This window comes from Erwinia aphidicola (assembly GCF_024169515.1).
Classification (GTDB): domain Bacteria; phylum Pseudomonadota; class Gammaproteobacteria; order Enterobacterales; family Enterobacteriaceae; genus Erwinia; species Erwinia aphidicola.
In genome coordinates, this window is the sequence record NZ_JAMKCQ010000001.1 from 41,710 (window position 1) to 61,872 (window position 20,163).

Annotated in this window: 17 protein-coding genes; 12 read left to right on the plus strand and 5 right to left on the minus strand. The window is 47.5% G+C overall.

Going from position 1 to position 20,163, the window contains the following annotated elements:
* Window positions 1-123: 123 nt before the first annotated feature.
* Both J2Y91_RS00180 and sanA read left to right on the plus strand, forming a co-directional pair.
* The gene (locus J2Y91_RS00180; protein ID WP_048915536.1) at window positions 124-1,821 is read left to right on the plus strand and encodes an NAD-dependent malic enzyme; all 1,698 of its coding nucleotides are present in this window, start codon (window positions 124-126) and stop codon (window positions 1,819-1,821) included.
* A gap of 151 nt (window positions 1,822-1,972) precedes the next feature.
* Window positions 1,973-2,686 (plus strand): outer membrane permeability protein SanA, encoded by a 714-nt coding sequence (gene sanA / locus J2Y91_RS00185; protein WP_048915535.1) that lies wholly within the window; start codon window positions 1,973-1,975, stop codon window positions 2,684-2,686.
* A 147-nt stretch (window positions 2,687-2,833) separates the two neighbouring features.
* Here sanA and mglC read toward each other — a convergent pair whose 3' ends face one another.
* The 5 genes from mglC to J2Y91_RS00210 form a co-directional block, all read right to left on the minus strand.
* The gene (mglC, locus tag J2Y91_RS00190) at window positions 2,834-3,844 is read right to left on the minus strand and encodes a galactose/methyl galactoside ABC transporter permease MglC (RefSeq protein ID WP_048915534.1); all 1,011 of its coding nucleotides are present in this window, start codon (window positions 3,842-3,844) and stop codon (window positions 2,834-2,836) included.
* A gap of 19 nt (window positions 3,845-3,863) precedes the next feature.
* Window positions 3,864-5,384: a galactose/methyl galactoside ABC transporter ATP-binding protein MglA gene (mglA, locus tag J2Y91_RS00195; protein ID WP_253536750.1), complete on the minus strand. Its 1,521-nt coding sequence runs from the start codon at window positions 5,382-5,384 to the stop codon at window positions 3,864-3,866.
* Window positions 5,385-5,471: 87 nt separating this feature from the next.
* Window positions 5,472-6,467: a galactose/glucose ABC transporter substrate-binding protein MglB gene (gene mglB / locus J2Y91_RS00200; RefSeq protein ID WP_048915532.1), complete on the minus strand. Its 996-nt coding sequence runs from the start codon at window positions 6,465-6,467 to the stop codon at window positions 5,472-5,474.
* Between the two features lie 320 nt (window positions 6,468-6,787).
* Window positions 6,788-7,828 carry an HTH-type transcriptional regulator GalS gene (galS, locus tag J2Y91_RS00205; protein WP_253536751.1) on the minus strand — a complete coding sequence of 347 codons (1,041 nt, stop codon included), beginning with the start codon at window positions 7,826-7,828 and terminating at the stop codon, window positions 6,788-6,790.
* A gap of 222 nt (window positions 7,829-8,050) precedes the next feature.
* Window positions 8,051-8,674 carry a hypothetical protein gene (locus J2Y91_RS00210; RefSeq protein ID WP_253536752.1) on the minus strand — a complete coding sequence of 208 codons (624 nt, stop codon included), beginning with the start codon at window positions 8,672-8,674 and terminating at the stop codon, window positions 8,051-8,053.
* Between the two features lie 470 nt (window positions 8,675-9,144).
* On the opposite strand from J2Y91_RS00210, the gene J2Y91_RS00215 reads away from it, so the two are divergent.
* From J2Y91_RS00215 to J2Y91_RS00260, 10 genes are all read left to right on the plus strand, one after another.
* Entirely contained in the window at window positions 9,145-9,804 is a 660-nt protein-coding gene (locus J2Y91_RS00215) for a common pilus major fimbrillin subunit EcpA (protein WP_253536753.1), read from the plus strand.
* A gap of 95 nt (window positions 9,805-9,899) precedes the next feature.
* A complete protein-coding gene (locus J2Y91_RS00220) occupies window positions 9,900-10,592 on the plus strand; it encodes an EcpB family pilus assembly chaperone (RefSeq protein WP_253536755.1) in 693 nt (230 codons plus the stop codon).
* A 2-nt stretch (window positions 10,593-10,594) separates the two neighbouring features.
* Window positions 10,595-13,174 (plus strand): TcfC E-set like domain-containing protein, encoded by a 2,580-nt coding sequence (locus tag J2Y91_RS00225; RefSeq protein WP_253536757.1) that lies wholly within the window; start codon window positions 10,595-10,597, stop codon window positions 13,172-13,174.
* Entirely contained in the window at window positions 13,171-14,769 is a 1,599-nt protein-coding gene (locus tag J2Y91_RS00230; protein WP_253536759.1) for a fimbrial adhesin EcpD family protein, read from the plus strand. Before J2Y91_RS00225 ends, J2Y91_RS00230 begins: the two co-directional genes overlap by 4 nt.
* Window positions 14,760-15,425, plus strand: a complete 666-nt coding sequence (locus J2Y91_RS00235; protein ID WP_253536761.1) for a fimbrial biogenesis chaperone — start codon at window positions 14,760-14,762, stop codon at window positions 15,423-15,425. The genes J2Y91_RS00230 and J2Y91_RS00235 overlap by 10 nt, the downstream gene beginning before the upstream one ends.
* Before the next feature lie 107 nt (window positions 15,426-15,532).
* A complete protein-coding gene (locus tag J2Y91_RS00240; RefSeq protein ID WP_253536763.1) occupies window positions 15,533-15,727 on the plus strand; it encodes a hypothetical protein in 195 nt (64 codons plus the stop codon).
* A 55-nt stretch (window positions 15,728-15,782) separates the two neighbouring features.
* Window positions 15,783-15,968 carry a hypothetical protein gene (locus tag J2Y91_RS00245; protein ID WP_253536765.1) on the plus strand — a complete coding sequence of 62 codons (186 nt, stop codon included), beginning with the start codon at window positions 15,783-15,785 and terminating at the stop codon, window positions 15,966-15,968.
* Between the two features lie 58 nt (window positions 15,969-16,026).
* On the plus strand, window positions 16,027-18,156 hold the full coding sequence (locus J2Y91_RS00250) for a peptidase domain-containing ABC transporter (RefSeq protein WP_253536767.1): 2,130 nt from the start codon (window positions 16,027-16,029) through the stop codon (window positions 18,154-18,156).
* Complete coding sequence (locus J2Y91_RS00255) at window positions 18,153-18,878, plus strand: hypothetical protein (RefSeq protein ID WP_253536769.1); 726 nt, start codon at window positions 18,153-18,155, stop codon at window positions 18,876-18,878. Before J2Y91_RS00250 ends, J2Y91_RS00255 begins: the two co-directional genes overlap by 4 nt.
* A gap of 3 nt (window positions 18,879-18,881) precedes the next feature.
* Entirely contained in the window at window positions 18,882-20,144 is a 1,263-nt protein-coding gene (locus tag J2Y91_RS00260) for an HlyD family secretion protein (RefSeq protein ID WP_253536771.1), read from the plus strand.
* Window positions 20,145-20,163: the final 19 nt, after the last annotated feature.

The window sequence follows — 20,163 nt, forward strand, 5'->3', positions numbered from 1 at the left end:
TTCGTCGAGGAGGATCGCAGCTTTTGTTATTACTTGTTAACAAAAGCTGTACTTTCAGATGAATTATTTTAGGATTGGCGCCACGACACTTCCGATCCTGACACCTGACAGAGTATTAATTGCATGGAACTCGAATACGAAAGTAAACGACCGCTGTATATCCCTTATGCCGGCCCTATCCTGCTGGAATTTCCCCTTCTGAACAAAGGCAGTGCGTTCTCCATTGAAGAGCGTAATGACTTCAACCTGAATGGTCTGCTGCCAGAAACGGTGGAAACCATTGAGGAGCAGGCTGAGCGTGCATGGCGCCAGTTCCAGGACTTTAAAAACGATAACGATAAGCACGTCTACCTGCGCAATATTCAGGACACTAACGAAACGCTGTTCTACCGCCTGCTGGACAATCATCTGGAAAAGATGATGCCAATTATTTACACCCCGACCGTGGGCGCGGCCTGTGAGCACTTCTCCGAAATCTACCGCCGCGCGCGCGGCCTGTTTATCTCCTACCCAAACCGCTCCAGCATTGAAGACATGCTGCAAAACGCCACCAAGCAAAACGTAAAGGTGATCGTGGTCACCGACGGCGAGCGCATTCTTGGCCTGGGCGACCAGGGCATCGGCGGCATGGGCATTCCTATCGGTAAGCTGTCGCTGTACACCGCCTGTGGCGGCATCAGCCCGGCGTATACCCTGCCGGTGGTGCTGGATGTCGGCACCAACAATCAGCAGCTGCTGAACGACCCGCTGTATATGGGATGGCGCCATCCGCGCATCACCGGCGAAGAGTATGACGCGTTCGTCAACGAGTTCATCAACGCCGTCAAGAGCCGCTGGCCGAACGTGCTGCTGCAGTTTGAGGACTTCGCGCAGAAGAATGCCATGCCGCTGCTGGAGCGCTATCGCGACGAAGTGTGCTGCTTTAACGATGATATCCAGGGCACCGCAGCGGTGACGCTGGGTACGCTGATCGCCGCCAGCCGCGCCGCGGGCAGCAGGCTGTGCGAGCAGAAGGTGGTGTTCCTTGGTGCCGGTTCCGCGGGTTGCGGCATCGCCGAGCAGATCGTCGCGCAGATGAAGTCTGAAGGGCTCAGCGACGAAGAGGCGCGCGGGCGCGTATTTATGGTCGACCGCTTTGGACTGCTGACCGACAAACTGCCAAATCTGCTTAACTTCCAGAGCAAGCTGGTGCAGAAGAGCGACGGCCTGAGCGGCTGGGACAGCAGCAGCGATTCGCTGTCGCTGCTCGACGTGGTGCGTAACGCGCAGCCAAGTATTATGATCGGTGTTTCCGGCCAGCCGGGCCTGTTCAGCGAAGAGATCGTGCGCGAGATGCATAAGCACTGCGCACGCCCGATCATTATGCCGCTGTCGAACCCGACTTCACGCGTGGAAGCAACGCCGCAGGATATTATGGCGTGGACCGACGGCAATGCGCTGGTCGCCACCGGCAGCCCGTTCTCCCCGGTGAGCTGGAAGGATAAAACCTACCCTATCGCACAGTGCAATAACTCCTATATCTTCCCGGGTATTGGGCTCGGCGTGATTGCCTCTGGCGCGACCCGCGTCACTGACAGCATGCTGATGGCGGCCAGCCGCGCGCTGGCCGACTGTTCCCCGCTGGCGAACGAGGGCAGCGGCCCGGTGCTGCCTGAAGTGAAAGATATTCAGGGCGTGTCGAAAGTGATCGCAATGGCGGTTGGTAAAGCCGCACAGCTGGCCGGCGTTGCCGTGGTGACTTCTGAAGATGTACTGTCGAAAGCCATCGCCGCCAACTTCTGGCTGCCGCAGTATCGTAATTACCGCCGCACCTCAATTTGATCGTCTGAACCCTCACTTGATAGCCGGGTGCAGCATTGCGCCCGGTTATTTGTGCGAAATCCCGCCATCCGACGCACTGTCACTTGCTTCACTCCCCTGCCTCAAGTAGCCTTGAATTCTCTTTTGATTGCCAACCCGAGCGCCGTCCAGCATGTTGAAACGCCTGATTTATGGTCTGATTATCATCGTCGCCCTGATGGTGATGGCCGCGCTTGGCCTGGACCGCTGGATCAGCTGGAAAACGGCACCCTATATATATGACGATCTGAAAACGCTGCCGCACCGTCAGGTTGGCGTGGTCCTGGGCACCGCGAAATATTATCGCACCGGGGTAATCAATCAGTATTATCTCTACCGCATGCAGGGCGCGTTGAACGCCTACAACAGCGGCAAGGTGAACTATCTGCTGCTGAGCGGAGATAACGCCTTACAGAGCTATAACGAGCCCATGACCATGCGCCGCGACCTGATCGCCGCAGGCGTTGAGCCATCCGATATCGTGCTGGACTACGCCGGTTTCCGCACCCTCGATTCGATTGTGCGCACGCGTAAGGTCTTTGATACCAACGACTTTATTATCATCACCCAGCGCTTCCACTGCGAGCGTGCGCTGTTTATCGCCCTCCATATGGGCATTCAGGCGCAGTGCTATGCGGTGCCATCACCAAAGAATATGCTGAGCGTGCGTATGCGTGAAGTCGGCGCCCGCCTCGGCGCGCTGGCGGACCTGTACCTGATGAAGCGTGAACCGCGCTTCCTCGGACCGCTGGTGCCGATCCCCGCCGTACACGAAGTGCCGGAAGATGCGCAGAGCTACCCGGCGGTGACGCCAGAGCAGCTGCTGGAGATTCAGCAGAAGAGATAAGGCTGTAGCGTTAAATCCAGTGTGCGAGTTATCAGCCTATTTCCGAAATAAAAAGGGCCGACCCAAAAAGCGGTCGGCCCCTACGCGATCTTCTGCCACTTGTAGGGGTTGACCTTCTTTTTCGGTCAACCCGTCAGCTCAGGAAAATTACTTCTTACGTGCGTACTTAAGCGAATCCAGCGCCACGGCGAAGATGATGATGCCGCCCTTGATAATGTACTGCCAGTAAGGGTTAACGCCGATATAGGTCAGGCCGTAGTTGATCACCGTAAAGATGATAACCCCGGTTACCACGCCCGCTACCGTACCCACACCACCGGCAAACGACACGCCGCCGACCACGCAAGCCGCAATCGCATCCAGCTCATACATAAAGCCGAGGTTGTTGGTAGCAGAACCGATGCGCCCGGCTTCCAGCATGCCGCCGAAGGCGTAGAACACGCCGGACAGCGCGTACACCAGAATCAGGTTGTACGGCACGTTAACGCCAGAGACTTTCGCCGCTTCCGGGTTACCGCCGATAGCGAAGATGTTTTTACCAAAGCGCGTTTTGTTCCACAGGATCCACACCAGGAAGATGGCGATAATCGCGTAGAAGGTTATGTAAGAGAGCTTGAAGTCACCAAAGCGCAGGAAGCCCTGAGCAAAGGTTGAAAACTTCTCGTCAAAGCCCGCCACCGGCGAAGCACCCACAAAGTCGTAATACAGTGAGTTAATACCGTAAACGATAATCATGGTGCCCAGCGTGGTGATAAACGGTGTCACCTTCAGATAGGCAATAATCAGGCCGTTAACCAGACCAATCACCGCGCCAATGGCGCAGACAATCGCAATCACCGCCGCAATCGGCAGAGTTTCCAGGTGCGGAAACACCTTGTTCGCATTGTCCATCGCCTGCAGCAGCGTTGCCGCCACCACCGCCGCAAGGCCAACCTGACGCCCTGCTGACAGGTCCGTGCCCTGAGTAACAATCAGCCCGGCCACACCGAGTGCGATAATCACGCGCACGGAAGACTGAGTCAAAATATTACTCAGATTCATTAAGCTTAAGAATGTTGGATCCTGGATAATGATGATCGCCAGCAATACCAGCAGCACCACATAAATCCCGCCCTCTTTTAAAAAGGTGAGCGCACTTTTCTTATTCACTGCATTCATAGTAACAGCCCTTACATCATTAAAGGTGCAACGATGCCAAACGCAATATTTCGTTTTGCGTAGTCGTTTTTGTTTCGACAATGCCTGCAACCAGGCCATTACTCATTACCAGAATCCTGTCGGTAATCCCTAACAACTCTGGCATTTCAGAAGAGATAATAATAATCCCCTTATCCTTCTTCGCCAGCTCTGAAATCAACTGATAGATTTCAAATTTCGCCCCCACGTCAATACCGCGCGTAGGTTCATCGAGCATCAATATTTCCGGCTGGGTTAATAACCAGCGGCCGATAATGACCTTTTGCTGGTTACCACCGGATAAAGAACCGATGGACGTGTGGTGCCCCGGTGTTTTCACCCGCATGGAGTCAATCACCCACTGGGTATCGCTCTTCATGCGGCTGTTATCCAGCAGGCCAATACTGTTTTTATATTTCTTAATATTGGAGATCAGTGAATTAAAACCGATATCCAGGTACGCATAAATTCCGGTTGAGCGGCGTTCTTCGGTCACCAGGGCAAAACCATGGTTGATGGCTTCATTGGCACTGTGGTTATTGATCGCTTTACCGTGCAGGCGAATAGTACCGCCGGACTTCTCGCGAATACCAAACAGCGTTTCCACGATATCGGTTCGTTTCGCCCCAACCAGGCCCGCAATGCCGAGGATCTCACCTTTACGCAGGTCAAAGGAGATATCACGGATCGACGGCTGGCGCAGCGATGTCAGGTTGCGCACCTCAAGAATGGTTTCCCCCGGCACGTTGGCTTTATCCGGGAAACGCTGATTGAGCGAGCGCCCAACCATCATTGAGATGATCTTATCCATATCCAGCCCTTCCAGCGACTGAGTGGCAATCCACTGGCCGTCGCGCAGGATGGTGATTTCGTCACACAGCTGGAAAATCTCTTCCATCTTGTGCGAGATATAGATAATGCCGCAGCCGCGATCTTTCAGCTTACGAATAATGGTGAACAGATGGTTCACTTCTTTTTCGGTCAGCGATGACGTTGGCTCATCCATAATGACAATTTTGGCATTATAGGAGAACGCTTTCGCGATTTCGATCATCTGCATCTGGGATACAGAGAGATTAATCACCTTGTCACGCGGATCGATATCAATATCCAGCTCGTCGAAAATGGCTTTGGTATCGCGATACATTTTATCCTGATCGACGAAGAAGCCTTTTCTCGGATAACGCCCGAGCCACATATTGTCCATAACGGTACGTTGCAGAACGAGGTTTAATTCCTGATGCACCATTGAAACGCCATTTTCCAGCGCTTCTTTAGAGCTTTTGAAATTAACTTCCTCCCCCTGAAAAAGAATGCTCCCCGTATCTTTACTGTAAATGCCAAACAGGCATTTTAATAGCGTCGATTTCCCCGCGCCATTCTCCCCCATCAAGGCGTGAATAGAGTGTGGACGGACTTTTAAATTTACATTATCGAGCGCTTTAACACCGGGGAATGACTTACTGACATCAGTCATTTCCAGCAAATATTCGCGCTGTGTTTGCACGTTATCACTGCCCATATGTCTACCTGGATGAGTGGTGTAGAGTCAGGTCACCCTGACTCAACGCCTGAATACGGGCGCCGCAGCGCCCGCATCAGGTGATACTTATTTGACGAACTGAGACAGATTCTCTTTATCGACTGGAACATAGGCAACGCGAACCACTTTGCCGTCCAGCTTATAGTTGGTGCCTTCGGTAGCAGGTTTACCCGCTGCCAGGTTTTTCGCCATATCGAAGGTGGCTTTAGCCTGGTTTTCAGCATCATTCAGCACAGTACCGGCCATTGCACCGGATTTCACCATCGCCAGCGCTTCTGGCAGCGCATCTACACCGAACACCGGTACAGAAGATTTGTTGTGGGCTTTCAGCGCTTCTACCGCACCCATCGCCATTGCATCGTTATTAGCGATAACCACTTCGATTTTGTTACCGTTCGGGCCGGACAGCCAGGCGTCCATTTTGTCTTTCGCCTGAGCGGTATCCCACATCGCGGTATCCATATGCAGCTGCTGAGTTTTCAGGCCATCTTTATTCAGCGTCTCGATCACATACTTGGTACGCGCTTCAGCATCCGGGTGGCCCGGCTCGCCTTTCAGCAGCACGAACTGGATCTGACCATCTTTGTTCAGGTCCCATGCCGCGTTCGCTTTCCACTGCTTCTCGATCAGTTCGCCCTGCTTCACGCCAGACTCTTTGGAGTCAGTCCCGACGTAATAGGCTTTGTCATAGCTGGCCAGTGCTTTTGCCGATGGCTCTTTGTTGAAGAACACCACCGGGATATCGTTAGCTTTCGCTTTGCTAATCACCACCGCAGCCGCAGCCGGGTCAACCAGGTTGATGGCCATCGCCTTAACGCCCTTAGCAACCATAACGTCGACCTGGTCGTTCTGGGTAGACTGGCTGTTCTGCGAGTCATTCATCAACAGCTGAACGTCCGGGCTGTTTTTGGCTTCTTTCTCGATATCCTTACGCACCACCGACATAAAGTTGTCGTCATACTTATAAATAGTTACGCCGATACGGGTGTCAGCAGCATGAGCAGTGGCGCCAAACAGCATGGTGGCCACCAGGGCGCTGAGAGTGAAAACCTTCTTATTCATGGTATCTCCGGTTTTTTGTAGGGTAGTACTCAACGCCGCGTGTCGGCTATCAGGACAACACGCAGCATCCAGTTGGTGGCGGCGCGGCGATAGTGTTAAATCGATGTTGCGCACAGCCGACGTTCTAAAACATCAAACCCGACTTCCCTGTACGGAAATGCTTTCCAGTTACTGTGTGTGAAAATGTTTCACAGGGCAGTAAGAAGAGAGCTATCAGGGGCGCTCTCGCCGTTACATAATGTTTCAAACCCTGCAGGACGCTGCCATCATAGAGAAGGCCCTGTTAATTAACTGTGAATTTACTCACAGATTGGAAACGGTTACATCCCAGATTCGCCTGAGTTAGTGACGGCCGCCACATTTTGCCGCACGGCCACCGAATGGCGGCGCACAAGAGTAGGCATAAAGCAGTGCTCAGCACTGCTATCCAGCTCGCCAGCCGCCCCTTTTAACGCCAGTTCGGTCGCCAGTTTTGCCATGGAAACAATCGGATAGCGCACGGTGCTCAGCTGCGGGTCGGTGTAACGCGAAATAGGAATATCATCGAAGCCCACCACTGAAAGCTGCTGCGGCACCGCAATGCCGTTGTCTTTCAGCGCGGCTAAAGCTCCGGCGGCCATGCTGTCGTTATAGGCGAAGACGGCGGTCAGATGCAGATTACGCCCCAGTAGCTCCACCATCGCCGCTTCCCCGCCCTGTAAGTCGGGTTCGCCGCTGGCGCACCAGCTGTCGATTGGAGCAATCCCCTGCTCTGTCAGCGCCTGCGACCAGCCGTCACGGCGCTGATCGTTATCTTCGATGGGGTGGGCAGAACCCAGGTAGCCAATGCGCTGATGACCATGCTGTTGCAGCATACGCATCGCCATCAGCGCCCCGCTAACGTTATCGAGGCAGACGCAGCGGTGAGCAAAACCGGGGATAATCCGGTTGACCAGAACCATGCCCGGCACCTGCTGCATCAGGGACCCCAGCTCGGCATCGCACAACGCTTTTGCATGGACGATCAGGGCGTTACAGCGCTGACGGATCAGCACTTCAATCGCGTGGCGCTCTTTATCCGCCTGATGATAGGAGTTGTTGATAAGGACATGCTTGTGCAGACGCTGGGCCACGGTATCCACCGCTTTGACCAGCGCGCCAAAGAAGGGATCGGAAACGTCCATCACGACAACACCGATGGTGTCGCTAACCTGGGTGGCCAGCGCCTGCGCGTTGGCATTGGGCCGATAGCCCAGCCGTTCCACGGTTTTCAGCACCGCATCACGCGTGTCGCCCGTGACCGAAGCGCTGTTATTGAGCACGCGCGACACGGTCGCTACCGACACGCCCGCTTCACGCGCCACATCACGAATAGTAATCATGAGCGATTACCGCTGAAGTATAAGTTTTGCATAGCCCTTCCTGACAGACGCATTCTGGCGTCTATTCTGTCAGTCTTCAAAGGTTGGCTACGTGAATTGCGTCACAGCGTTGAAAACGGTTACATACAAATTTATAACCTTTGTGATGGATATCATTATCCTGTGGGACGCTATGTGAGGGATGTCCCGCTTGGTCCAATTAGTAAGAGGTTTACCCCGCATTCAGGGATCGATTAGTCGACCAATATGCCGGTAGAATTGCTGTTGGTCGTGCTTGCTGGCACCAAAAAGTTTTACCACCTGCTGCCACAATGCATAAATTCTTCGTGGATTACAGTCAAGTGCTCTGGCAATCTCTTTTGTATGAAGATTGTTTAAATAGCCGCGTAATACACTTATCTGCTGCTGGTTAAGTTTTCGATTTTTTACAGTCAGCGCCTGATAACCTGCACTCACACGGGAAGGTGATTTAACCAATACATTATTAATCAGCGCTCGCACGCAGCCAATTTTGACTCCTTTACTAAGCGAAAAATCTGCAGATAATGTGGGCATGTATTCATTTATGATTGAAAAATTAAAAACTTTGCAGTCTTGATTAGCCCGCTTGATGCGCGCTATATCACTGTCAAGGTCGATGAGTATCTCATCGGAAATCAGCACGTCATAAAAAACCATATCATAATTTTGGGTTAAAGAGGCCTCAATAAATGCACTCAGCGTACAGAAGTTCGACACGATAATGTTGGCATTCAGCTCCATGCAAATATGGCTAAGAGCTAATTGTGTGAAAACACACGCATCAATGATGGCAACATTAATTTCCATTTTTGTTTCTGCTTCCATTTTTTATTTCCACCTCCATAAAACAGTACATTTGACATGCTAAGTTAACCAATTAGCATTAATAAACTTTTACTAGACCACCGTATCACAAGAAAAACCTGAAAAAAGCCAGAGATCATCAATTGCCATAATAAGTTATTAAATATGTGCACTCTATTTTCATAGTCAGGCAGAGAGCACTTAATAACAAAAAAACCTCAGCCTTTTTATGCATGGGTTATCTTAATGCTCGCTTACACAACTAAGATAACACTTATATTCAGATTAAAATTGATTAACTTAATACAAATCTATAGTAACGAAGAGAAAAAAACGACCACAGTTGACTTATTGCCTGATAATTACATTAGGAGAAACCCTTAAATTGAGAAAAAATCCTAGCCGCTAATGTTTGCCTTAGAAAAATAATCACTTTAGTATTGACGGGCATGTCTGGAACAGCATGCCACTTCAACCCAAAAGGATTTAATATGAAAAAAATTTACGCCGCACTTCCGCTCGCTGTCGTTGCAATGACTCTCTCCAACGTGAGTTATTCTGCAGACCCGGTAGATAAAACGGTGACCGCATCAGCAGTTTGGCAAGCTGAAGCCAGCAAAGATACGACAAGTGAACTGGTTGTAACCCCAATGAGAGCACTAATGTTTAAATACTCTCCGAGCACCAACAGCTTTAACCAGGATATTGGGACCTTTGATGTCGCCATTAAAGGCGATCACTCCAGCGCGAAAAGCTTTAAGCTTGAAGCACGAATTGATGACGGTAATAACACCTTACGTCAAATGGGTGGTAAAAGTACGCTGCAAGTGGGTGGCTCTTTCGGTAGTAGTTTATTAGGTTCCAGCGCAGGCGGTACCGATCACGGGGTTGGTGCTAACAGCAACTGGACCACGCTGATTGATTCAGGTAAAGAAATTGGTACCGGCAGCGCACTGTGGAATCTGTCGCAGGAGAAAGGTTCAGCCGACACCGTGGTATCTGCACGCGACAACTTCAAATTTAGCGTAGTTAACGCCAGCGTTGATGGTATTGCCAAGACGACGGATATGTCTACTCTTCCTGATGGAATGTGGCAGGGTGAAGTGGCCGTTGCATTCCGTGCAACTTGGGAAGCTCCAGCTGCAAATTAACCTTAATTAATTTAAGGGGAAGCCCATATAATTCAATAAAAGAATAATTTACAGGGGCAGAGACTTGCCCCTGCAATTACCATAGGGAAAGTAATGTGATTAACTCTCGTACTGTTGCATTGGCATTTTTTGCCTTACCACTGGCAGCAAATGCATTGAATGTTGGAAGTGTCACCACTATTATCCCAGCTGATAAGCAACTGGTGGCTAAGCAGTTATCAAATGAAACAGACACAGGTCGTCTTGTCAAAATTTTCGCACAAAGAATAAACTCCCCCTACTCTTCCGGAGAGGTGATTAATTTTGATAGTCCATCAGAATTACTGATAACGCCTACGCGTATGATCATGCCAGCTGATTCAAAAAACCTAGTGAAAATATACTACCAGGGTAAATCAGATAATATCGAACGCTATTATCGGCTCACTTTTACCGATGAACCTGTCTCGGATAACGCTACCGAACAAACCGGAAAACAGGCTCAGGCTCTTACCAGAGCAGTGATTAGTACAATTTTGGTGGTACAACCGCGAAACAAAAACCTTGATTTCAAGTATAAAAATGGACAAATCAGCAATACCGGGAACGTTTCATGGCGAGTTACAGCAAATGGCCCCTGCCTGAAAAAACCGATACTTGATAAGAAAAAAGATTGTCGCGATGCGTTTTATGTTCCTCCAGGAAAAACCTATCTGTTCCCGACGGTAGATGTTGCAGCAAAAGAGTCATACATAGGCATATGGGATATTGGCAAATTCATTTATGTTAACAAGAATAACAACTTTTAAAAATGAATAAAAAAAACCGAATCTATAGCCTAATTGCATGGGCGATTTTTTCATCCACAGCATCGGCAATGGATAACCCTGAGAAATCTCATGTAATTGGTCAGTACCGATTCCCTGCAGCACTATACAGCATGATGGAGTCCGGTTTAGAAATACCCATAATGCTGGATAATGCTGCCAACCCCTCCGATTCTAAAGCTTGTGGTGAAGAGTGCTATGTCTCGATTGGCAAGACTATATTATTTACCGAGCATGATAAGCTGGGCCTAAGAAACATTCAAACTTCCGTTAACGATGATAACAACATCAAATTATCTACTAACTTAATTAATCAATTTGACGGGATTAACAACAAATACTTCGATGATAAACTAAATTTATCGGTTACACCATGGGCATGGTTCAGCCTGGACGTTAGCAAAATGAGATTAATACTTCATATACAACAGCAAGGGTTTGGTGTTGTAACCCGTCCGCGCCAGTTCGACATGGATGCTCCCTCGAACGAAAGCTTAAGTGGCACTATCTCATATAACTTTGGCGGTTATAGCAATAACACTTCACAGGGACTGAACACCAACTCCGGCTATCTTAACGCTAACAGCACCACTTCACTGGGAGCACAACATTTCATTCTGAATGGTTCAATGTATGTGGGCAACAGTATTTCGTCCGACCGAAGTGGCAGAATCAATGCCGCGTTATGGGAGCGCGATTACAAAGGGATGAGATATGCTGCTGGTGCGCTTGATTCCTGGAGTATGCAGTCTGTCGGTAACGTCACCGCCTTAGATGGCGGCGATATCTATGGTTTTTCATTAGGTAATGCAGCTAGCTCACGCAAACGTGATAAGACATTATCGCTCACTCCAGTCGTGGTTTTTTTCTCGCAGGCAGGTGAAGCACGCCTGTATCGCGATGGTAAATTGATTAACATCCAGCGCTTCGCAGTGGGCAATCACGAAATAGACACCTCTGTCCTGCCTTACGGTATATACAGCGTTGACATTGAAGTGGTCAGTGGCGGGCATCGCTTATCGAGAAGCGTATATCAGATTAATAAGCCATTCTCTGCTGAAGTCGGCGACAGCATGCGCTGGCAAGTATGGGGCGGCGCTTATAACCGCGATCGTTACAATAACAACCAGTATGATAACGAAAAGAAAAATCTCGATCGTGAAGATAATTTTTCACAAAATCGCAAACAGCTGCTTTCGTTGCTGGGCATTTCTTTGGGTAAGAGTCATAGCAAGCTGGAGTGGAGTTCTTCAGGGTATATGCTGCGTAACCGCATCATTGCTGAAGTTTCAGCATCGACACGCCTTATCTCCTGGTTGTCCTTAAACACTCAAGGCATGGCTGCAAGCGACGGCAGCTCACGTACCAATGTTGGATCAAATCTCAATCTGCCCTACAACGCAGGTAGCGTCTGGTACAGTTACAGCAGATTGTCCACTGGTCGATTTCTTGCGCTTTATGAAAATAAAGGGGTCAACTGGGGAGTCTCCCTGAATGTGCCGTCCTTAGGATTCATTCGCAATGGTGTCGTGACCTTCAACGAGGATCGCGATGCGATCTACGGGTATAAACGTCGCCGACTGGACTACTCTCAGGCCCTGTACGCTGGCAGGTATGGTTCTGTAAGACTGCGTACGGGTGTCGCAACTAACAGCAGTAATTATGGTTATCATAGTCATACCTCCCGTGAAAGATATGTCATGCTCGATTTCTCAATCCCGCTGGGTGATTCCATCTCCGCAGGTATATCACACTCACGTGAATCCGGTACGAATTTCGATCTCAATGCAACCCATCATTTCGAGGGTGAATACCTCAAGAGCGTTTCAGCGAATATGTCGAAATCCTTTTCAGGTAATGCTACCCGCAGCGTAGCGGGTGGCGTAACTGCGGATATTGACACGCCATTTAACGCCAACAGTGTCAGCGTCCAAACAGATAATGACAAAGGATGGAACGGTACATTGACCAGTGCAGGATCGGTTGGATGGTCAGGAATGAGCTTTGGGGCGGATAAGGGAACATCAAACGCTGGGGTGATGATTGATACCGGGCTGAAGTCGGGAGAAAAACTCATGCTTGATGTAGATGGACGTTCATACCCATTAAAAGGAAATCGTAATTACATCCCTTTGCCTCCTTACAGCAATTATAAAATTGAATTAATGAACAGTGCTGACACGCTAGATAACTATGAAATTGATGATAGCTATAAAAATAAGGTCGCGCTTTACCCAGGGAATGTTGTCCATTTGACCCCGAAGGTTAAAAAAATCGTTACAGTCTTCGGTCGGCTGGTAGATAAATACGGTCACTCTTTGGCTAAGCGCAGGATAAAAAACAGCTTCGGCCTGGCCGAAACTGAAAGTGATGGCCGCTTTGTCATCGATGTCGATACCCTTAAGCCTGTGCTGGATATTGAAACTTCAGATAACAGCGTGTGTTCAATCACGCTTGAATTTAAATCAACCCAGGGTGCCCAGTGGTTGGGTGATGTTAAATGCGCTGCTGATAACTATGTCGCGAATGCTAGCGTTTCGGATAAAGGGAGCAATAAATCATGAAATGGCTGACGTACGTTCTGGCTCTAATTTCTACTATGGCATGGTCAGATAGCACCATCCCCTTCGTCGCATTTCATCACTTGGGAGCGAAAAGCAGTGAGAACACGTCAGCACTGTATGGATTGGCGCGAGGAACAAGTTTACTGGTAGGGTCATCCACCCTGCCTGTTTTAAGCGATCAGCAATCACCAACCGTAGCAACCTATGTTCCTGGTAGTCTGACCGAAGTCGGACTAAACAATTATGATAATGACCCGGTCTGGAATTACAGCATCCAGGGATTTAAGGGCACGGCGTTTAGGGGTAGCAGCTGTACCTTCAGCTGCGGCAGTGGTTTCACTCAACCCGTTGCCGTGAGTGATTCATCTATCACGCTCAAGTATGTCGTGACCGGGGGTATATATAGCCAAAATGGTCTGGTTTTAAGCGAACCTTTCTTCAACTATCTGGCTCAGTTATCAGCAGGTAGTAATACAACTATTACTACTTCCGTAAGAAACCAATTCAACGAGTTTAGCCAAAAAAACACCGTGCATAAGCTAGGTGACTTTACCTTGTCAAACATGGAACGACTGGAGTTTGCAATTGACCCTATCAGTGGACAGATCACTCTTAAAACAGCGGACAGCAAGAAAAACTGTGTCTCATATACTCGCAATACTATGCCGGGTGTGTTGTGCAGTATTATGAGTTATACCTATCGAGGGGAATCAACAGCCGCCTGGAAATATACTCTTTCACTTAGCACCTCCAAGGTTAATCCGATTTTGTATAAATATCAGGCGAGAGGGCTAAACGTTGAATACACCTTTGATGAAAAACTATGGACGGCATTATCTAATGCCAGCACAGGTTCCGCCGCCGAGCTGGCTAACAATTTTATGGAACAGCCACAGAAACATGGCGGGACTGCCAACATGAAAATGTTCTTTCCCAATGATTTTATTTCTGCGGTTGCAACCGGCGGTAACGCCAGCGATCTGACTGATATCATGACATTATGTATAAGCGCACCCTACAGTATGATAAATGCAGACTTCTGTGTAAAACCGGGAGATGGTATCGGGATCCGCCCCATTGCACCAGATGTAGAAATTACGCCAGACAACCCCGACTATACTCTTGACCCCGATGGGCTTGCCGGCAGTGGTAAAGGCAAGATTGGTGACAGTGCACCGATAGCCATCCCTTACACCATCACGACCACCGCAGAAGATCCGGCAATGGCGATGAGTGTACGTGTCACCGGCAATAGTCAGTCATTAAATGGCCACCTCTACTGTCTTTTTCGCGGTATTGCCGATGCCAGCGCCGTCACGGTTCCGGTGCCCGGTTTCATGACGGTAGGAAATAGTAAAAAACGCTATGCGCACAATTGCTCGGGTAAAATGATAAATATTGATGACCCTTATCACTCTCCGCAGGAGTGGAATCGGCGAGACTCAGCTGTTAGTGGTCTCAAATCGTGGCACACGCCGTTTATTCTTGAGTTTCAAATGGATGATCCTGTCTCACTTAGGACATATTCCGATGGCTACTGGGATGGCGTAGTCAATGCTCAGGGAACTATTGAGGTTTCTGCATCATGGAAATAAAAAAATCAATGCGTTGCCTTTTATATTTAGCATTTTATTTTATTTCATTTAGTGCTTTTTCCCTGACTTTGGATAATCTAAATATTGACCTGATGCCTGATAAAAAGGTGCGCTATGTCACTATTCATAACAGTAGCCCGCAGAAAAATCTCTACACGGTCAGCATGGTGCAGGTCGCTGTCCCCAGACAGAGTGGTCAGGAAACCATTATTTCAGATGGTTCTCTTCTTTACTCCCCTCAAAAGTTAGAACTCAATCCCGGCCAACGCGCCGGGTTTAAGTTTTATTATATGGGAAAAACTGACAACATTGAGCGCTACTATCGGGTAAAGTTTACCGAAACACCGATAACGACGATGAAGTGGACAGCAAGCAAACGAGAAATCAGCTCTGATTTTCGCCTTGCGGTTGAAGCTATTATGATTGTCAGACCCGCTAAAATAGCGTTTAGCTATAAGATTAACAAGAATGAGATAATCAATACTGGAAATACCTATTTTAAGTATATGTCTTCTGTAGGATGCAGCAACAATTATCTTGATTCTAAATTTGTCGCCCCTGATGAAACCTTCCTAATAAATAAAAACAGCAGCAGATCAAAAAAAATACTTGTCTTTCGAGATAAAATAATTAAACTCACCTCCTGTAGCAAGTAACTACAGCTACGCTGTAATCTGTAAAAAACAAGCTAAGCCAGTAAAATAGTTAAATCTCCAATTGATTTAATTAAAAACCTCACCTTCATTTATAAAAGGAAAATAAAATGAAAGTTGTCTCTATGTTCTCAGCATCAACGGTTATCGGTGGCGCATTAAATCCAATTGAGGGGCTGGTAAAAGGCGCTCAGCTGGGCTACACCACTGGCGCTAGTATTATGGGTATTATCGGTGGTCTTGCAATGGGTGCAGTATGCGGTATCGGTGGATTCCTGGGTGCACTCGTCGGTAGCTTCAAATAACTCTAAAATAAAAACTTTACACATCTCATCAATTTAAAATTAATAAGGATATTATATGCAAGCGATTAAACTTAGCCAAGCAACTGAAATTGTTGGTGGTTGGGATCCTTTTGGTGCTGCTATTCAAGGTGCCACTAAAGGTTTTAATACCGGTACGCAGATCCTTGGCCCATTGGGCGGGACTGTCTGCGGTCTGATGGGTCTGGTCGGTGGATTCATTGCTGGCTTCCTTTCTGCGTAAGCATTAGATACTTCAAGGCCCAAATTTATTTTGGGCCTGTTAATTTCAGTAGAATAAAATGAATCTATTCTCCTTCCTTAGTTCTAAACAAAACACCCTTACACCGTTAATAAGACAGCATGAATATACAGAGTGTGGTCTTGCTTGCCTTGCTATGGTTCTTGGTCATTACGGCCACCATACTTCTGTAAGCCAACTTCGTCGTGAATATACCGTATCTGAAGATGCCGGAACATCGATGGCTGATCTGCTGCAGTGGTCAAATAGCAAAGGACTTGAAGGCCGCATACTTAAAGGTAACATTAAAGAAGTTAAGAATATTTCTTTTCCGCTGATTGCCTTTTGGCGCGGAAATCATTTCGTGGTAATTGTAAAGTCTGATGTGAGAGGGATAACAATCCATGATCCTGCGTGTGGCATACGCACTTATAAATACAGTGAAGCCGAATCTCTGTTCTCTGGGTATGTTCTTGAAATCAAACCGACACAAGAGTTCAAGAATCAGGATAAGCAGAAAGATTTCAAGCTCGAATACATGGCAAGGTTCATATCGCAAGTGGCAAAAAAACAGCTTGTTCTGTTTCTTTTTTCACTATTTTCGCTGATCATTCTGCTTATCTCGCCATCCTATGTACAGCTAGTACTTGATGAAGCAATTGCACGCAATGATTTCGACCTGGCCATCTTGCTCACATTTATTTTTGCTATTGTATTTATTTTCGATGTTGCCAGTAAATTCATCAAGCAAATACTTGAGATTTGTATGCGAAACTTCGCCTATGATGATTTAAGTCAGCATATTCGTGGTTTCCTCTTACGCACTCATCCTTCCTATTTTCGTACCAGGCCGGTAGGTGTTATTCTCGCCATCGAGAAGTCACTTCATGCTTGTGCAGACTTTATCAGCAATGGTTACGTTCTTATTGTCTATTCAGCAATGATCGCGGTTTTTAGTATGATTTTCATGCTGTTTTATAACGTCTATATTGCTCTGATCACCCTGGCATCGATGGCAGTCTTCCTGGCGATACGATTCATCCTAATTGGCCCCTACCAGCGCGCCGTGGATGACTCCATCACTAAAACTGCAGTGTACGAATCACTCTTAGTCGAAACACAAAAAGGTATTATCACTGTCAAAGCTAATAATATGGAGGTCAACCTCAACTCAATCATTGACCGATCCATGCGTGAGCACATCAATGGTTTGATGAAGCGTGAACGTTTGCTGGCTCGTTTCGATGCAGCTTCAGTCGGTGTGATAAATATCGAACAGTTGATTGTTGTTTGCTTCGGCGCATGGTCAATTCTAAAAGGTGAAATGACTATTGGTATGCTTTTTGCCTACCTGAGTTATAAACGCTACTTTGCCGATTCTGTCATTCAATTAGCGCACAAGTATCTTGATAAAAATGCTCTTCAGGGACCTCTTGAGCGCATCGGCGACTTAGTCACTTATCAGCGAGAAGATGCTCAGTTTGGTGAACGTGTCATGACGCACGTCGATGAAATCGAATTCAATGAGGTAAGTTTTGCTTATCCGGCAAAATCAGTCACTTTACACAATATCTCCCTCACTCTGCACTATGGAGAAGAAACAGTCATTATAGGGCGCAGCGGATCCGGAAAAACAACTTTTCTGCGGCTGGTATCAGGTATTCTTGCAGCCAGTTCGGGTGAAATAAGGATCAACCAGCATCCTCTGACATCTTATAAACTTACCTCTTTGCGGGAGCATATACGCATTGTGCATGCTGATGATACCTTGTTTACAGGTAGCGTGGCAGAAAACATCGGTTGTTTTGATAGCGAGCTGGATCTGGAGAGAATTATTTGGGCCTGTAAACTTGCTGAAATCGATCATATTATTTCTGAGCTTGCTCATGGCTATGACACACCCTTTGTGCCGGGAAGCCCCTTTTTCTCTGCGGGTGAAGTTCAGCGCCTTGTCCTGGCTCGCGCACTCTATTCACGACCAGACTGGTTATTGTGCGATGAGGTAACGGCTAATTTGGATAAAGAGACTGCACAAAAGGTATTGCAAAATCTTCGCAGCCTCAACATCGGTCTGGTTTTTGTCACTCACTCTCCAGAGGTGGTATACCAGGACGGGCAGCTCCTCAAGCTTGACCGTGGTAATTTAACAAAATTGGAAAATACTCCTCACGATGAAAGGAATCTGCAATGATCGCAAACTATTTGCATCAGTGGCTGGTGAAAATCGCCCTCAATCAGCCATGGGCCAGCAGGATTGAACAAAATTATTCACAGTTAATGGGAACACACCCTGATAATTCTGCTCATGAATGGCTTATGGAGCATATCCTTGAAAAATTACGACTGATGACGACATTGAGCATCAAGTCGCCTCGCCGCTGGGAGATAATATCTGCGCCATATCTTACTCCAGCTGTTCTGCAGTGGCTGGACATTACGCAACTCTACCAGCAGCGTACACTGTTGCCGCTTATGCGCTGGACGGGGCTTCCCCTGATACTGAATCAGATAAAATTACATGCCCCTGACTATTTTCAGCTAAAAATCATTACTGCTGATGAGCTCTATCACTCGTTCAACAGTCATTCATCTTCTTTTTTTTCTCAACAGCCGATGGCCGTCGTCGTTTTTATGGATGAACGGCTACCGATGTCATTTAGACAATCGATTAAATTCAACAAAAATCGATTCTTTGTTACGGCCTGTCGCGCACAGGTTCTGAACCGACTCAAGCTGTCGATTACCACTCTTTTACCTATTAACCGCTGTTTAGAACCTCTTTATTCTATCACCGGCAATCGTTATCAATCCGATCAGTATCAACTGGCCGTAAATGATACGTTTAAACATCTTGAATCTTTCCCTGCCCCCTGGGGTAAATGGGATGATATTTCTGTTTTATTGCATGGATAAGCTATGTCTTTGATTAAAAACCGCAAGGACCATCCACCGGTGGTTACCGGAAATAAATACGCCCGCATTTACCGGGTTAACATTCCGACGCTTAAGGCCGTCTCCACTCTTTTTTCACTGTTCTTTATTTGCTTACTGACTTATTCGATTATCATTGATTTCTCCGAAACAACTCCGGCTCGCGGGGTTATTATTAGTGCGAAAGGTGATGCTGAAGTCCGGGCCAAAGCATCAGGTACAATAGTGGATATCCCTGTTACAGTCGGGCAGTACATTGAAGAGAATCAGGTACTGTTTACTCTGACTCAAGACTATGGTGGAAAAGATGGCTCGGTGATCGATTATGAAGCTAAACGCTATCAGCAAGAAAAAAATCGTGCAGAGATTCGCATCAGGGAGTTAAAACTATCGGTTGAAAAGCTTAAAGCCAATCTTATCCTGCAGCATAAGTTAATAGATGCGCAGATTGCAGCATCAGAGATCAAAGTAAATAAAACCAAACAGTTGGTAAAAAATACTCAGCAGACTTTAGACTCTTATAAGAAGATGATTGATAGAGGTTATGTTTCACAGCTTGACTTGAATCAACGCACTAACGATCTCCTTAATGCACAATTAAATCTGAAGCTGGAGGAAACCTCAATACTCCAGCTGGAAAGCAATAAAAGTAGCCTGACAAACAATACTAATTTTCAAATTGACGATTTGTCAAACCAGGCATTGAGTCTCAGCAGTAGAGTTAGCGAAATAGATCGCACTCTTGCATCACGTGGTAGTAAGAGTCTGGCTATGTTAGCCCCTATTAGTGGCTATGTTGTTGCGATTAACTTCCCACCTGGCCGGGCTGTTACTCAAGACAATGAAGTGGTTATGGTCATTCGTCACGATCTGAACAGCCCACTTGAGGGATATGTCTATATTCCCTCAACAGGAGCTGGAAGGATTCACCCTGGTGAATCGGTGAAAGTACATTTCGATGCCTGGCCAGTGGATAAATATGGCACTGTCACCACCACACTCAAAGATTTTTACCCAGTGAATATTGATGCTAAATCGGCATTAATCACTCTGCCTCAGGGGCAGACATGGTATCTGGCACGTATCAGTCTTCCTGCCAGTTTTACTGACCCAAATAAACATCAGCGGTTATTGATGGGAGGTATGACCCTGGGCGCTGATATTGTAGTAGATAAAAAACCCCTTATCGCCATGCTGATAGCACCGTTAGATCGGGTCAGGGCACGTTTTCTTGGCAGTGATGATTAGCCTTAACTCTTTCTCATTA

Bases quoted from the DNA above. Each gene is read 5' to 3' on its own strand.
- J2Y91_RS00180 (WP_048915536.1), top strand. From the start codon at position 124: ATGGAACTCGAATACGAAAGTAAACGACCGCTGTATATCCCTTATGCC.
- sanA (WP_048915535.1), top strand. From the start codon at position 1,973: ATGTTGAAACGCCTGATTTATGGTCTGATTATCATCGTCGCCCTGATG.
- mglC (WP_048915534.1), bottom strand. From the start codon at position 3,844: ATGAATGCAGTGAATAAGAAAAGTGCGCTCACCTTTTTAAAAGAGGGC.
- mglA (WP_253536750.1), bottom strand. From the start codon at position 5,384: ATGGGCAGTGATAACGTGCAAACACAGCGCGAATATTTGCTGGAAATG.
- mglB (WP_048915532.1), bottom strand. From the start codon at position 6,467: ATGAATAAGAAGGTTTTCACTCTCAGCGCCCTGGTGGCCACCATGCTG.
- galS (WP_253536751.1), bottom strand. From the start codon at position 7,828: ATGATTACTATTCGTGATGTGGCGCGTGAAGCGGGCGTGTCGGTAGCG.
- J2Y91_RS00210 (WP_253536752.1), bottom strand. From the start codon at position 8,674: ATGGAAGCAGAAACAAAAATGGAAATTAATGTTGCCATCATTGATGCG.
- J2Y91_RS00215 (WP_253536753.1), top strand. From the start codon at position 9,145: ATGAAAAAAATTTACGCCGCACTTCCGCTCGCTGTCGTTGCAATGACT.
- J2Y91_RS00225 (WP_253536757.1), top strand. From the start codon at position 10,595: ATGAATAAAAAAAACCGAATCTATAGCCTAATTGCATGGGCGATTTTT.
- J2Y91_RS00230 (WP_253536759.1), top strand. From the start codon at position 13,171: ATGAAATGGCTGACGTACGTTCTGGCTCTAATTTCTACTATGGCATGG.
- J2Y91_RS00235 (WP_253536761.1), top strand. From the start codon at position 14,760: ATGGAAATAAAAAAATCAATGCGTTGCCTTTTATATTTAGCATTTTAT.
- J2Y91_RS00240 (WP_253536763.1), top strand. From the start codon at position 15,533: ATGAAAGTTGTCTCTATGTTCTCAGCATCAACGGTTATCGGTGGCGCA.
- J2Y91_RS00245 (WP_253536765.1), top strand. From the start codon at position 15,783: ATGCAAGCGATTAAACTTAGCCAAGCAACTGAAATTGTTGGTGGTTGG.
- J2Y91_RS00250 (WP_253536767.1), top strand. From the start codon at position 16,027: ATGAATCTATTCTCCTTCCTTAGTTCTAAACAAAACACCCTTACACCG.
- J2Y91_RS00255 (WP_253536769.1), top strand. From the start codon at position 18,153: ATGATCGCAAACTATTTGCATCAGTGGCTGGTGAAAATCGCCCTCAAT.
- J2Y91_RS00260 (WP_253536771.1), top strand. From the start codon at position 18,882: ATGTCTTTGATTAAAAACCGCAAGGACCATCCACCGGTGGTTACCGGA.